Source organism: Nocardia bovistercoris (genome assembly GCF_015674855.1).
GTDB lineage: Bacteria > Actinomycetota > Actinomycetes > Mycobacteriales > Mycobacteriaceae > Nocardia > Nocardia bovistercoris.
In genome coordinates this window covers 15,864-29,608 of sequence record NZ_JADMLG010000017.1, presented here as the reverse complement: position 1 = coordinate 29,608, position 13,745 = coordinate 15,864, and the positions used below count along the sequence as shown (strand labels likewise).

Sequence of the window (13,745 nt, the reverse complement as noted above, 5' to 3'; positions counted from 1 at the left end):
CGTCCCGACACGAACGGCGCTTCTCACCGAACTCGCGGCAGGCGGCGACCAGGTGCGGCAGGCGGCGAACGGACGCCGCACGCGAGAATCCGTTCCGAAGGCCGCATCGAGAGCAGCGCGGCATCGCTCTACCCTGCCGCGAGCCGTGCGATCGGTGCCGGGTCCACCGGGTCGACCAGGCCGAAGGGGTGGATCGGGCGGTCGGTGTCCGAGAGCGGACGGGCCGAACCGCCGCGGCGCACGGCCACGATCTCGGCGCCGATCGCCAGCGCCGTCTCCTCCGGCGTCAGTCCGCCGAGTTCGAGGCCGATCGGGGAATGCAGGGCGCGCAGGTCGGCATCGGTGAGTCCGGCCGCGCGCAGGCGCTCGCGGCGTTCCCGGTCGGCGCGCCGCGAACCCATGGCGCCGACGTAGGCCACCGGCAGACGCAGCGCCTCGGTGAGCACCGGTATGTCGAATTTCGGGTCGTGGGTGAGCACGCAGATCACGGTGCGCGCGTCGACTTCGGTGCCGCGCAGGTAGCGGTCGGGCCAGTCCCTGACCACCTCATCGGCCTCGGGCACGCGGGCGCTGTCGGCGAAGACCGGGCGCGCCTCGCAGACGGTGACGCGATAGCCGAGCAGGGCGCCGACCCGGCACAGCGCGGCGGTGAAGTCGGTCGCGCCGAAGATCAGCATGCGCGGCGGCGGGACGAAGGATTCGATGAACACGGTGCGTTCGCGATCGGCGCAGCCGACCACGCGCACCGCGGCGCCGCCGGTATCCAGCATCGCCCTGGCCTGCCCGATCACGGCGGGGTCCATCGGCGCGCCGACCTCGGCGTCGAGGCCGACCGCGGCCAGCGCGGCCGAATCGAGGTCGCGGACCAGCGCGACGGGTGCGCCGGTGCGCAGCGCCGCCTCGACGGGCGGGTAGCGCGGCGGGGTGACGCGGTGCACGAAGATGTCGAGTTCGCCGCCGCAGGTGAGGCCGACCGCGAAGGCGTCGGCGTCGCTGTAGCCGAAGGTCTCGCGGACCGGTTCGCCGGTTTCCAGCACGGTCAGGCACAGTTCGACGACCGCGCCCTCCACGCACCCCCCGGACAGGCTGCCGCGCACGTTCCCTTCGGCGTCCACGGCCATGGTCGCGCCGGGCGGTCGCGGCGCGCTGCCCTTGATCCCCACGATGGTGGCCAGCGCGTAGGACTGTCCCGCGGCGTGCCAGCGCAGCAGATGTCCGCCGAGTTCGCGCATGGCAACCCTTTCGACGATCGATCGTGCGAGGCCGGATGTGCCGCGCGCCGAGCGGGTTTCGTGCGGCGGGAGGACCCGCCGCCGATGAGAATCTAATTCTCGCTGGATTGTAGCGCCATATTCTTTTTCGACATAGGCTATGAACCGGCGTGCGCCCTGGCCCGCGCGCCGGACGATCAATACCCGTGGACGGGCGTGAACGGAGGATCCGCCGGATGACATCGATCAGACCACCCCGCGACGAGGCGGGCGTGCGGGATCGGCGCACCCGCCGATGACGAGCACCCAGTCGCCCCCGGCGACCACCGGCGTCGTCGGCACGCGGGCGCCCCGCGTCGAGGACGCCCGCCTGGTGACCGGCGCGGGCACCTTCGTCGACGACGTGACCCGCCCCGGCATGGCCCACGCCTGCTTCGTACGCAGCCCCATGCCGCGCGCCCGCATCGGCGAGATAGACGTCTCCGCCGCGCTGGAGCTGGACGGCGTCCTTGCCGTCTACACCGCCGCCGACCTGAATCCCGGCGTCCACGAGATCACCTATGCCCTCGACATCGTCGGCTTCCCACCGGTGCCGCGCCCGCCGCTGGCCGAGGAGGAGGTCCGCTTCGTCGGCGACCCGGTCGCGCTGGTGATCGCCGCCGACCGCTACATCGCCGAGGACGCCGCCGAACTGGTGATCGTCGACTACGAACCGCTGGAGCCGGTGGTCGACTACACCACCGCCGCGCAGTCGCCGGACCTCGTGCACGCCGGATTCGCGGGCAACTCCGCGGGTGAGATGGGCGGACGGCCCGCCGCGGACCTGGCCCCGATCTTCGACGCCGCCGCGCACGTGGTGCGTCAGGAGATCTACCAGCAGGCCTACGCGCCGGTACCGATGGAGACGCGCGGCATCGTCGCGGAATGGTCGGCGCCGACCGCAGAGATGACGATCTGGATCTCCACCCAGTCGCCGCACGAGGTGCGCGGCTTCTGCGCGCGCCTGCTCGGCATCGACGCCCACCAGGTGCGCGTCATCGCCCGCGACACCGGCGGCGGTTTCGGACTCAAGGTCGCGCCGCTGCGCGAGGAGATGTGCGTGCAGTTGGCCGCGCGGACCCTCGGCTGCGCGGTCAAGTGGATCGAGGACCGCCAGGAGAACCTGATGTCGGCGGGCATGTCGCGACACGAGCACGCCTCGGTCGGCATGGCCTTCGACGCGGACGGCACGATCCTGGCCGCCTCCATCGACCACGTGCAGAACGTCGGCGCCTATCCGACGCCGTCGCCGATCACCGGCGGCGTCGTGGTCGGGATCCTGTTCCCCGGCCCGTATCGGATCACCGAGGCGTCGTTCAGTTCGAAATTCGTGTACTCGAACACCGTGGGGCGGCTGGCCTATCGCGGGCCGTGGCAGTTCGAATCGGTGACCCGCGAGCTGCTCCTCGACCACGCGGCGCGGCAGATCGGCATCGACCCGATCGAGTTGCGCCGCCGCAACATGCTGCGCCGCGACGAATTCCCGTTCGCGAACCCGAACGGCATGGTCTACGACAGCGTCTCGCCGCTCGAGACCTTGGAGCAGGCCGTGCAGATGCTCGACTACGACGCGTTCCGCGCCCGCCAACGCGCGGCTCGTGCGGAGGGCCGCTACCTCGGTGTCGGTACCTGCACCTATGTGGAGCCGACCACCGGCGCCAGCGCGTTCCTGTCCACCGAGGGCGCCACCATCCGCATCGAACCCAGCGGCAAGGTCGACGTGTTCGTGACCGGCGGGTCGGCGGGCAACAGCATCGAGACCACCGTCGTGCAGCTGGCCGCCGACGCGATCGGCGCGCTGATGTCGGATGTGCGCACGGTGCAGGGCGACACCGCCGTCGCGCCGTTCGGCGGCGGCACCCAGGGCAGCCGGTCGGGGTCGATGACCGCGGGCGCGATCGCCGCCGCGGCCGTGTCGCTGCGCGAGCGGATCACGGCCATCGCCGCGCACCGGCTCGGCGCGAGCGTGGACGAGATCGAGATCGCGGCCAGTCGGGCGAGCGTGCGCGGCGGCGACAAGTCGCTCAGCTTCGCCGAGATCGCCGACATCGCCTACTTCCAGACCGATTCGCTGCCGCCTGGCACGCCGCTCGGGTTGGAATCCTCGGGCAGGCACAAGACCACGCAGATGGCCATCTGGGCCAATGCCACCCACCTGTGCACCTGCGAGGTCGACATCGACACCGGCGCGGTGACGCTGCTGCGCTACATCGTCAGCGAGGACGTCGGCCCGATGATCAACCCGGCGGTGGTCGAGGGCCAGATCTACGGCGGCACGGTGCAGGGCATCGGCGGCGCGCTCTTCGAACACCTCGCCTACGACGAGGCGGGCAACCCGGTGGCCACCACCTTCCTCGACTATCTGATGCCGACCGCGAGCGAGGCGCCGACCATCGAGATCGGCCACATCGACACCCCGAGCCCCGGTCCCGGCGGTTTCAAGGGCGTCGGCGAGGGCGGCGCCATCGGATCGGCGCCCGCGGTGCTCAACGCCGTCGCGGACGCGCTCGCACCGTTCGGCGTGGAGATCTCGAAACTGCCGCTGTCCCCCTCGGCCATCGTCGACCTGGTCGAACAGGCCCGCGCCGCCGGAAGGGGTGCCGAATGAAACCCGCGGCTTTCGAATATCACGCGCCGTCCACCGCGACCGAGGCCGTGACCCTGCTCGCCGAACTGGGCGAGGAGGCCAAGGTCATCGCGGGCGGGCAGAGTCTGGTGCCGATGCTGGCGCTGCGCCTCGCGGTCTTCGACCATCTGGTCGACCTGCGCAAGCCGAGCGAACTGCGCGGCATCGAGGTGCGCGCCGAGTCGGTGCGCATCGGGGCGGGCAACACCCACGCGAGCGTCGGCGGCTCCGAGCAGGTGCGCCGAGCGGTGCCGCTGCTCTCGCGCGCGACCCCGCACATCGGTCACTTCCAGATCCGCAATCGCGGCACCATCGGCGGCGCCATCGCGCACGCCGACGCGGCCGCGGAGTATCCGGTGGTCGCCCTGACGCTGGACGCCGCGATCGAGACGCTGTCCCCGCGCGGGGCGCGCACCATCGCGGCCTCGGACTTCTTCACCGGGATGTGGAGCACCGACCTCGAGGCCGACGAGATCGTCACCGGCATCGAATTCCCCGTCTGGCACGGGCGCTGCGGTTACGCCATCGAGGAATTCACCAGGCGAAGCGGTGATTTCGCGATGGCGGGCGCCGCCATCGCGGTCCGTCTCGACGCCGACTCGCGCATCGACCGGTGCGCGATCGGACTGTTCGGGCTCGCCGCGACGCCGGTGCGCGCGCGGGCCGTGGAAAAGGACCTGCTCGGGCGCCCGGCCGCCGAGATCTCCGCGCGCGAGATCGGTACCGCGGCGACGGCGAGCCTCGAGCCGTCCTCGGACGTGCACGGCAGCGCGGAATACCGACGGCGGGTCGGTGCAGTGATGGTGGCACGCGCCTGGCAGCGCGCGATCGCGGAGGCGAGCAATGACTGATATCGACATCGAGGTGCGGATCAACGGCGCGCGCCGTCGCGACCGGGTTCCGCCCCGGCTGACCCTGGCCGACTACCTGCGCGAACGCTGCGGCCTGACCGGCACCCACCTCGGCTGCGAACACGGCGTGTGCGGCGCCTGCACGGTGATGCTGGACGGCGCCGCGGTGCGCGCCTGCCTGATCTTCGCGGTGCAGGCCGACGGGGCCGAAGTCACCACCGTCGAGGGCATCGCCGCCGCCGACGGCACGCTGTCGCCGGTGCAGTCCGCCTTCCGCGCCGAGCACGGACTCCAATGCGGTTTCTGCACACCGGGTTTCATCGTGACCGCGACGGCGTTCCTGCGCGAGAACCCCGACCCGTCCGAAGCCGAGATCCGCGAGGCGATCTCGGGGAATCTGTGCCGCTGCACCGGCTATCAGGGCATCGTGCGCGCCGTGCGCACCGCCGCCGACACGATCGCCGACACCTCAGGCGACACCACCGCCACCGACGCCGAGGAACCCGCCGCCCAGCAGGCGTGAACCGGCGTATCCCGAAGGACAGCAATGAAACTCGACAACACCTTCAGCATTCCCGTGCCCGCGGCACAGGCGTTCCCGGTCCTGCTGGATCTGGAGCGCATCGCCCCGTGCGTGCCCGGCGCCACCATCACCTCCAAGGACGGCGAGGACTACCACGGCAAGATCAAGGTCAAGCTCGGCCCGGTCGGTCTGAGCTACAACGGCATCATCAAGGTGGTATCGCAGGACGAGGCCAACGGCATCGCGGTGCTTGAGGGTCGCGGTCGCGAGACCAGGGGCAACGGCACCGCGGCCGCGACCATCACCTGCAGGCTGGTCGAATCCGACGGCGTCACCGAGGTTTTCGTCGATACGGACCTGTCCATCACCGGTAAGCCCGCCCAGTTCGGCCGCGGCGCGCTCGCCGATGTCGCGGGCACGCTGATCGGGCAGTTCGCGGCCAATCTCGCCGACGAGATCACCGCCTCCACCCGCGCCACCGCGCCCGAACCCGCGCAGGCCACCCTGACGGCGGTCGCCGCACCGGCCGAGGACGCCGCCGTACCCGCGCCCCCGGTGGCCCCGCGCAAGCCCGCCGAGCCGATCGACCTGCTGGCCGCGGCCGGTTCGAGCAATTCGGTGAAGCTCGGCGGTCTCGCGGTGGCGAGCGCGCTTGTCGCGCTGCTCGCGATCGTGCTGCGCAAGCGTTCGCCGCGATCGGCGTAGTCCCTTCTCGCACAACATCTCTGGAGGACGTCATGAGGGTTCCCCCACTACCCGAGGCAGAATGGGACGAGCAGGTGATCGCGGCGCTGTCGCGGATGCTGCCCGCCGAACGCCGCAATCCCGTCGGCGCGGGCAACGCGCTGGCGACCATGGTTCGCCATCCGGCGCTGACGAAATCGTTCCTCGGCTTCAACGTGCACCTGCTATTCGGGTCGACGCTGCCGCCGCGACTGCGCGAGTTGGCGATCCTGCGGGTGGCCCACCGGCGTTCCTGCGCCTACGAATGGCACCATCACGTGGAGATGGGCCTCGAGGCCGGACTCACCGAGAACGACGTGGAGGCCGCGCGCGGCGGGCACGCGCCCGGTTCGGATTTCGACCGCGTCGTGATCGGCGCGGTGGACGAACTCGACGAGAAGTCGATGCTGTCCGACGAGACCTGGGCGGCGCTGTCGGAGCAGTTCGACGAACGCCAGCGCATGGATTTCCTGTTCACCGTCGGCGCCTACACCACGTTGGCGTTGGCGTTCAACACCTTCGGTGTCGAGGTCGAGGCAGACCGGCACTAGCGGCCGCGACGCGAAACGGGGGGGGGGGCGCATGAGTAACCCCCCCCCGCTCATTTGCGGGTGAGGGGCGCGGCCCCCCCCCCGCACTCGGGCCCGCCCCGCGACCGGGGGGGGGCCCCCCCCCCCCCCCCCCCCCCGTCTCTTTCGCGGATCAGGCGCGCGGCAGGCCGAGCACCCGCTCGGCGATGATCGTGCGCTGGATCTCGGAGGTGCCGCCCGCGATGGTGCCCGCGAAACTGCGGGTGTAGCGCTCGAACCAGCCCGACGAGAAGTTGTTCAGGTTCATCGGATTCGGCCGCGAGCTGACGGCGGGATGGGCGAGAGCGTCGAGTCCCGCCGAGTAGAGCGCCTGTTCGGCGCCCGCCTGCACGGCCTCGGAGCCGAGCACCTTCAGAATCGACAGCGAGGCCACGTCCTGCTCCCCGCGCGCCTCCCGCGACAGCGCCGCCGAACCGAGCAGACGCAGCGCCTGGGTGTCCATGACGAGTTTGGCGTAGGCGTCGACATCGGCCGGGCTGCTCGGCTCGAAGTCGGTGAGCAGGTCCTCGAGCCGGTCGGCGTAGCCGAGCCACAGCAGCGTGCGTTCGTGGCCGAGCGACCCGGTGGCCACCGACCAGCCGCGATTCAGTTCGCCGACCAGGTTCTCGGCGGGCACCCGAACCCCTTCGAAGTAGACCTCGTTGAAGTCGAGGTCGTCGGGCGAACACACCGAGGGGAACGGGCGGCGGGTGACGCCGGGCAGGTCCGTGGGGATCAGCAGCACGCTGATGCCCTTGTGCTTGGGCGCGGTGGGATCGGTGCGCACGAAGGTCAGCAGCACGTCGGCGTCGTGCGCGCCGGAGGTCCACACCTTCTGTCCGTCGACCACGAATTCGTCGCCGTCACGCACCGCGCGGGTGCGCAGCGAGGCCAGGTCCGAGCCCGCGCCCGGTTCGCTCATGCCGAGCGCCGCGGTGATCTCGGCGCGCAGGATGCGCACCGCCCACTTGTGTTTCTGCTCCTCGCTGCCGAACGACAGCAGCGAGGCCGCCACGATGCCGAGCCCCTGCGGGTTGAAGCTGTGGTAGATCCGGCGCTTGGACAGTTCCTCGAGGTGCACGTACTGCTGGATGACCGAGGCGTTGCGCCCGCCGAATTCGGGCGGGTTCGCGGGCAGCAGCCAGCCGTTGTCGAACAGCAGCCGCTGCCATTGCCGCGCCCATTCCGGCACGTCCGCGCTCGAGCGCGAGTATTCGACGGCGACGTCGGCGCTCGGCAGGTGTTCGGTCAGGAAGGCGACGAATTCGGCGCGGAACGCCTCGACGTCGGCGTCAAACGAGAGCTGCACGGTACTCCTCGGTGATCAGCGCCCGGTGCTGCGCCGCGCCGCCGAGCAACAGCTCACCGGCCTTGGCCCGCTTGAGCGCGAACTGTAGGTCGTTTTCCCAGGTGAACCCCATGGCTCCGAACAGTTGCAGACCGTGTTTGAACACGATCGCTTGGCATTCGCCCGCCGACGCCTTCGCCATGGAGGCGGCCAGGCGCCTGCGCGGATCGTCGGAGGCCAGGCAGAGCGCGGCGAAATAGCCGAGTGCGCGCGCCCTTTCGATCGCGATGTGCATGTCGGCGGCCTTGTGCTGCACGGCCTGGAAGGAGCCGATGGCGGCGTCGAACTGCTTGCGCGTGCGGACATGGTCGAGCACCAGGTCCAGGATCCGTTGGCAGGCGCCGACGGTGGTGAGAGCGAGCCCGGTCAGCGCGTGCTGGCGGGCGCGTTCGGCGTCGACGTCGCTGCGGTCGCTCGCGCTCACCCACACGCCGTCGAAACTCACCTCCGCGATGTGCAGGACCGGGTCGAAGACCGCGGTGCGGGTGGTGCGCACGGCCTCGGCGTCGACCACGAAGACGCCCGCGGGGGTGACCACCGCGAGGCGTTCGGCGCGATCGCCGTCCAGGACGTGGCGCGCGGTGCCGCTGAGCCGCCAGCCCGCCCCGTCCTGGGCGACGACCACGTCGGAATACACGGCGGCGCCCGGCTTCTCGACCTGTTCCTCGCCGGGGACCAACGGCGCGAACTGGGTGAGCGAGGCGAGGAAGGGGGTGGGGTCGGTGGCGCGGCCGAGTCCTTCGCACACGATCGCGAGCTCGACGGCGAGGGCCGGGTCGGTCAGCTCGGTCCAGCCGAGGTCGACGTAGGTCTGCCAGAGCGTGCCGGGCTCGACATCCTTGTCGACGATGTCACGGATGAGCGCGGGCGGACATTCCCGCGCGGTCACCTCTCGCACCGTCTCGCGCAACAGCCGCTGGTCGGCGTCGAACTCGAACAGCATCTCGGCCTCCCTCCTCTCCGGAAATCGTTAGCACCGGTATGAGAATAGCATTCTCAATTCGGAAAGTACCGATCTTATTCACGGCGGGCCATCGCCGAACATCGCGATCGGCCCGCCCCTTCGATCGGCGCGGACACACGACGAGCGGTATGGTGATGAGCCCGCCGTCATCCCGTGACGGCGCGCGACACAGCACAACCGCGGGAGCTCGGACAACGGCCGGGCTGAGAGGGCGAACCCCAGATCGCCGACCGCATGAACCTGTCCGGGTAATGCCGGCGTAGGGAGCGAGCAGCGTCATGTCCGCATCGAGCGTCCATGCCAACGAGGCGCCACTGACCCTGGATCAGCCCGCACCGCGGGTGCTGTCCTTCTGGGACCAGAGCGCGTTCTGGGCGAATCTGGGCGTCAGCCTCTTCGCCTTCTCCGGCGCTTACACCGTGCTCGCGCCCGACGAGGGCGGCGCCGCGCGGCTGTCGATCGCGGCGGGGATCCTCGCCATGGTCGTCGGCACCGTCATCGGCGGATTCATGCTCGGCCTCGCCGCGGTGCCGGGCGCGCGCACCGGCAAACCCGCGATGATGTTGCTGCGCGGGCTGTTCGGGGCGAAACCGAGCTACGTGCCGACCGTGCTCAATATCGCGCAGCTCATCGGCTGGGGCACCTTCGAACTCATCGTCATCGCCGACGCCGCCGAGGAACTGTTCGGCGGCGGGCCGCACTGGCTGTACGTGGTGCTCGCGGGCGCGCTCACCACCGTGCTCACGATCTGGCCGCTGGGTTCGGTGCGGGTGCTGCGTCGGTTCGTGACCATCGGCGTCGCCGTCGCGCTGCTCTGGTTCTACATCCAGTTCTTCCGCGCGGGCCTGCCCGATCTGACCGCGAACCCCGGGCCGTCCGGTTCCGGCCCGTTCGGATCGGACTGGAATCTGTTCTGGATCGCCTGCGACGCCGCGCTGGCCGTGTCCATCTCCTGGGTGCCGGTCGCCGCCGACTACACCCGGCACTCACGCGGCACCCGCACCGCGTTCACCGCGGCGGGCGGCGCCTACGGACTCACGCAGATCGTCGCCTACATCCTCGGCCTGTTCGCACTGGCGCTGGCCACCGGCGACGGCACGTACGGGCCGTTCCTGTCCGTAACCCTCGGCGCGGCGTTCTTCCTGATCCTCGTCGTGCGCGAAGCTGACCAGTCCTTCGCCAACGTCTACTCCACCGCCATCTCCATCCAGAACCTCGCCCCGCGCGTCGACCGCCGCATCCTGTCCGTCGCGCTCGGCGCACTCATCACGGTGCTGGCGCTGTGGCTGCACATGGACGACTACTTCGGATTCCTCGGCCTCATCGGGTCGGTATTCGTGCCGCTGCTCGGGGTGCTGGTCGCCGACTTCTTCCTGCGGCGGCGCGGCGCGTGGAACACCGCCGCCGACGCGCCGTCACGCTGGGGCATGATCGTGGCCTGGGTGCTCGGGCTTTCGGTCTACCAGCTGATCAATCCCGGTGACGCGGGTGTGTGGACCGACTTCTGGGAAGGGATGCGCGACCGGCTGCACTTCACCGCGCAACCGTGGATGAGCGCGTCGCTGCTGTCGTTCCTCGTCGCGGTGGCCGCCGCCCGGCTCATCGGGGCCGTCACCGACCGGCGTGCACGGGTCTGATCGGTCACTCCTTCGCGGCAGCGGCGTCCTCGGTCGGCGAATCGTCCTCGTCTTTGGGCGAATCCTCTTCGGCGGCAACCGAATCCGGCGCGGTCACCAGATCGATCTGTTCACCGACGTAGCGGACCACCACCGCGACCATCGCCACCACCGGCACCGCGAGGAACGCGCCGACGATCCCATACAGCGACCCGCCCGCCGTCACGGCCAACAGCACAACCACCGCGTGCAGTTTCATGCTGCGGCTCTGCAGCACCGGTTGCAGCACATTGCCTTCCAACTGCTGCACGGCGATCACGATGCCGAGCACGATCAGCGCCGTGGTGAGCCCGTTGCCGACCAACGCCACCAGCACCGCGAGCGCGCCCGCCACCACCGCGCCGACCATCGGCACGAATCCGCCGAGGAAGGTGATCACCGCGAGCACCGCGGCCAACGGCACGCCGAGGATCACCAGGCCCGCGCCGATGAAGACGGCATCGATCAGGCTCACCAGCGCCTGCGTGCGGATGAAACCGCCCAGGGTGACCCAGACGCGGGTCAGGACCTCTTCGATATGCCTGCCGTTGCGGCTGCCGAGGGTCTGGTGCAGCCACGGCAGGAAACGCGGGCCGTCCTTCACGAAGAAGAACGCGATCACCAGCACCAGGAACAACGTCACCAGCATGGAGGTGGCGGTGCTCACCCCGCTGAACACGCCGGTGGCGATCTGGTCGGCGCTGGACTGCAACCGCGACACGATCGCGTCCACCGCGGAGTCGAGCTGTTCGTCGCGGATGCGCAGCGGCGGGCCCTGCAACCAGTCGCGCACCTGCGTCACGCCCGCGCCCGCCTTGTCGGCCAGTTCCGGGGACTGGTCGACCACCGAGGGCACGATCAGCGCGATCACGCCCGCGAACAGCGCGAGGAAGCCGAGCACCGTGATCGTGGCCGCCAGTCCCGGCGGAAAACCGCGCCTGGTCAGCCAACGCGTCGGCGGCCACAACACCGTCGCGACCACGATCGCCAACGCCACCGGCAGAATCACCACCCACAACCGCGCCGTGACATAGCCGAGCACCCACGCGCCCGCGGCGATGGCGACCACGCACAGTGCCCACTTCGCCAACCACAGCAGTCCCCGCCCGATGACATCGCCGCGATCGGGTTTCGGCTGCCCGACCGCTCCGCTTTCCACTTCGTTCGCCCCGCTCACGCCGCCAGTCTTCCACGCGGGCGGCCATCGAAACGCCCACCCGCCCCCGCGTTCGGTCACCGGCGGTTCCGCACGGCCGCGGTCGCCTTGCGCGCGGCCACCAGCACCGGGTCCCAGACCGGGGAGAACGGCGGCGCGTAACCGAGGTCGAGCGCGGTCATCTGCTCCACGGTCATGCGCGCGGTGAGCGCCACGGCCGCGATGTCCACGCGTTTCGCCGCACCCTCGCGACCCACGATCTGTGTGCCGAGCAGGCGGCCCGTGATGCGTTCGGCGATCATCTTCACGGTCATCGGCGTCGCGCCGGGGTAATAGCCCGCCCGCGTCGTGGATTCGATGGTGACGGTGACGAATTGCAGCCCCGCCGCGCGCGCTTCGTCCTCCCGCAGACCGGTGCGCGCGACCTCGAGCTCACAGACCTTGCTCACCGCCGTGCCGACCACACCCGGGAACGTGGCGTAGCCGCCGCCGATACCCGCGCCGATGACCTGGCCGTGCTTGTTCGCGTGCGTGCCGAGCGGAATGTGGCGGAAACGGCCCGACACCAGTTCGAGCACCTCGACGCAGTCACCGCCGGCCCAGATGTTGTCGTGGCCGCGCACCCGCATCGCCAGATCGGTGCGCAGCCCGCCGGAATCGCCCAGCGGAAGTCCGGCGGCGCGAGCCAGTTCGGTCGCAGGACGCACGCCGATGCCGAGGATCACCACGTCGGCCGGATACTCCGCCGACTCGGTCATCACCCCGCACGCGCGCCCATCTTCCCCGACACGGATGCCGGTGACCTCGGCCTCGCAGACCAGTTCGATACCCATCCCCTTCATGGCGGTCGCCACCAGTGCACCCATATCCGGATCGAGCGTCGACATCGGCTCGGTCCCCCTGTGTACCAACGTGACCCGGTAGCCGCGCTTGATCATCGCCTCGGCCATCTCCACACCGATGTAACCCGCACCGACCACCACCGCGCGCCTGCCCTCGGTGCGCTCGAGCGTGTCCAGCAGCGCCTGCCCGTCATCGAGGGTCTGCACCCCGTGCACGCCGTCGGCATCGATACCGGGCAGATCGGGCCGAATCGGCACCGCGCCCGTCGCGAGCACAAGATCGTCGTAATCCTGCCAATACCGGGCACCGGACTCCAGATCCGCCACCCGCACCCGACGCCCCTCGACATCGAGTTCGACCACCTCACACCGCATCCGCAAATCGATGTCACGTTCCCGGTGCTCACCCGGCGTGCGCGCGATCAACTCATCACGCTCGGCCACATCACCACCCACCCAATACGGGATCCCGCACGCCGAATACGAGGCGAACCGCCCCCGCTCGAACACGACGATCTCCAGATCCTCCGCCCTCCGCATCCGCCGCGCCTGCGATGCCGCCGACATTCCCGTGGCATCCGCACCGACGATCACCAGTCGCTCGCTCATGGAGATCACGCTACGTCCCCGCACCCGCGCCCTGCGCTCGCGGTTATCTTGCCCACACGCGGCGTCCACGCCTCGATCGGCCTGGTAGCGCGCACATCGACGGTCACCACCGTGCCACGGCGACTTCGCGCGATACCCGCTCGAAGTCGCAGGCCACCGCACCGGGGGCCGAGTCCGTCGATCGAACCGGTGCCACGCACATCCGCGTGCCACCGGGCGGCACGGCAACCGAGCCGGTCGAACCGGTCCCGACCGCGTCGCAGTGTCACGGGCGGATTCGCGCTATCCGATGATTTTTTCGTGCGCCGCGAGCAGGCTCAGTCGGTGGCCTCGGTGATGGCGAGCATGCGGAACCAGTGGTCGTCACCGACGATGATCGCCTCGGTAAGCGCTTCGATCGGGTCATCGGCGTCAGCAGGGGTGAAATGACCGATAAGTACTCCCGAAAGTTTCACCTGACCAGCAGAATTAGGCGATTGTGATTTATAGCACAGCGCCTTTCTCTGTGCGGAGTCTCGCGGAGGTAGGGCAGGGCTTCATGCCCGCCGATCGGCCCGTGGTGGCCGAAACCCTCCACACCCTGCAATCTCCATCAGCGGAGCGGCGCCCAGCAATTGCACCGCATCGAG

12 protein-coding genes and 1 riboswitch are annotated in these 13,745 nt (G+C 70.0%); of the genes, 6 read left to right on the top strand and 6 right to left on the bottom strand.

Annotated elements, in window-relative coordinates:
* Positions 1 to 128: 128 nt before the first annotated feature.
* The gene (locus IT779_RS30820) at positions 129 to 1,232 is read right to left on the bottom strand and encodes an XdhC family protein (RefSeq protein WP_196152987.1); all 1,104 of its coding nucleotides are present in this window, start codon (positions 1,230 to 1,232) and stop codon (positions 129 to 131) included.
* A 274-nt stretch (positions 1,233 to 1,506) separates the two neighbouring features.
* Between IT779_RS30820 and IT779_RS30815 the strand changes: the two genes are divergently transcribed.
* From IT779_RS30815 to IT779_RS30795, 5 genes are read left to right on the top strand one after another with little or no spacing between them, the layout of a single operon-like run.
* Positions 1,507 to 3,858, top strand: a complete 2,352-nt coding sequence (locus tag IT779_RS30815) for a xanthine dehydrogenase family protein molybdopterin-binding subunit (protein ID WP_196152986.1) — start codon at positions 1,507 to 1,509, stop codon at positions 3,856 to 3,858.
* Positions 3,855 to 4,727 (top strand): FAD binding domain-containing protein, encoded by an 873-nt coding sequence (locus IT779_RS30810; RefSeq protein ID WP_196152985.1) that lies wholly within the window; start codon positions 3,855 to 3,857, stop codon positions 4,725 to 4,727. Before IT779_RS30815 ends, IT779_RS30810 begins: the two co-directional genes overlap by 4 nt.
* Positions 4,720 to 5,250: a (2Fe-2S)-binding protein gene (locus IT779_RS30805; RefSeq protein ID WP_196152984.1), complete on the top strand. Its 531-nt coding sequence runs from the start codon at positions 4,720 to 4,722 to the stop codon at positions 5,248 to 5,250. Before IT779_RS30810 ends, IT779_RS30805 begins: the two co-directional genes overlap by 8 nt.
* Positions 5,251 to 5,274: 24 nt before the next feature.
* Complete coding sequence (locus IT779_RS30800; RefSeq protein ID WP_196152983.1) at positions 5,275 to 5,955, top strand: SRPBCC family protein; 681 nt, start codon at positions 5,275 to 5,277, stop codon at positions 5,953 to 5,955.
* A gap of 32 nt (positions 5,956 to 5,987) precedes the next feature.
* A complete protein-coding gene (locus tag IT779_RS30795; RefSeq protein WP_196152982.1) occupies positions 5,988 to 6,524 on the top strand; it encodes a carboxymuconolactone decarboxylase family protein in 537 nt (178 codons plus the stop codon).
* Between the two features lie 151 nt (positions 6,525 to 6,675).
* Here IT779_RS30795 and IT779_RS30790 read toward each other — a convergent pair whose 3' ends face one another.
* Positions 6,676 to 7,851, bottom strand: coding sequence for an acyl-CoA dehydrogenase family protein (locus IT779_RS30790; protein WP_196152981.1), 1,176 nt, complete (start codon positions 7,849 to 7,851; stop codon positions 6,676 to 6,678).
* Positions 7,835 to 8,833, bottom strand: coding sequence for an acyl-CoA dehydrogenase family protein (locus IT779_RS30785; protein WP_196152980.1), 999 nt, complete (start codon positions 8,831 to 8,833; stop codon positions 7,835 to 7,837). The genes IT779_RS30790 and IT779_RS30785 overlap by 17 nt, the downstream gene beginning before the upstream one ends.
* A gap of 190 nt (positions 8,834 to 9,023) precedes the next feature.
* Positions 9,024 to 9,137: riboswitch (TPP riboswitch) on the top strand.
* On the opposite strand from IT779_RS30785, the gene IT779_RS30780 reads away from it, so the two are divergent.
* Positions 9,133 to 10,491, top strand: a complete 1,359-nt coding sequence (locus tag IT779_RS30780; protein ID WP_196152979.1) for a purine-cytosine permease family protein — start codon at positions 9,133 to 9,135, stop codon at positions 10,489 to 10,491. It overlaps the preceding riboswitch by 5 nt.
* A gap of 4 nt (positions 10,492 to 10,495) precedes the next feature.
* Here IT779_RS30780 and IT779_RS30775 read toward each other — a convergent pair whose 3' ends face one another.
* From IT779_RS30775 to IT779_RS30765, 3 genes are all read right to left on the bottom strand, one after another.
* Positions 10,496 to 11,686 carry an AI-2E family transporter gene (locus IT779_RS30775; protein ID WP_196152978.1) on the bottom strand — a complete coding sequence of 397 codons (1,191 nt, stop codon included), beginning with the start codon at positions 11,684 to 11,686 and terminating at the stop codon, positions 10,496 to 10,498.
* Between the two features lie 56 nt (positions 11,687 to 11,742).
* Complete coding sequence (locus IT779_RS30770) at positions 11,743 to 13,116, bottom strand: FAD-dependent oxidoreductase (protein ID WP_196152977.1); 1,374 nt, start codon at positions 13,114 to 13,116, stop codon at positions 11,743 to 11,745.
* Positions 13,117 to 13,433: 317 nt separating this feature from the next.
* Positions 13,434 to 13,571, bottom strand: a complete 138-nt coding sequence (locus IT779_RS30765; protein ID WP_196152976.1) for a hypothetical protein — start codon at positions 13,569 to 13,571, stop codon at positions 13,434 to 13,436.
* Positions 13,572 to 13,745: the final 174 nt, after the last annotated feature.

What these genes read in the sequence shown, in the direction of transcription:
- IT779_RS30795 (WP_196152982.1), top strand. Translation starts at nt 5,988, where the DNA reads ATGAGGGTTCCCCCACTACCCGAGGCAGAATGGGACGAGCAGGTGATC.
- IT779_RS30820 (WP_196152987.1), bottom strand. Translation starts at nt 1,232, where the DNA reads ATGCGCGAACTCGGCGGACATCTGCTGCGCTGGCACGCCGCGGGACAG.
- IT779_RS30770 (WP_196152977.1), bottom strand. Translation starts at nt 13,116, where the DNA reads ATGAGCGAGCGACTGGTGATCGTCGGTGCGGATGCCACGGGAATGTCG.
- IT779_RS30785 (WP_196152980.1), bottom strand. Translation starts at nt 8,833, where the DNA reads ATGCTGTTCGAGTTCGACGCCGACCAGCGGCTGTTGCGCGAGACGGTG.
- IT779_RS30805 (WP_196152984.1), top strand. Translation starts at nt 4,720, where the DNA reads ATGACTGATATCGACATCGAGGTGCGGATCAACGGCGCGCGCCGTCGC.
- IT779_RS30780 (WP_196152979.1), top strand. Translation starts at nt 9,133, where the DNA reads ATGTCCGCATCGAGCGTCCATGCCAACGAGGCGCCACTGACCCTGGAT.
- IT779_RS30815 (WP_196152986.1), top strand. Translation starts at nt 1,507, where the DNA reads ATGACGAGCACCCAGTCGCCCCCGGCGACCACCGGCGTCGTCGGCACG.
- IT779_RS30800 (WP_196152983.1), top strand. Translation starts at nt 5,275, where the DNA reads ATGAAACTCGACAACACCTTCAGCATTCCCGTGCCCGCGGCACAGGCG.
- IT779_RS30810 (WP_196152985.1), top strand. Translation starts at nt 3,855, where the DNA reads ATGAAACCCGCGGCTTTCGAATATCACGCGCCGTCCACCGCGACCGAG.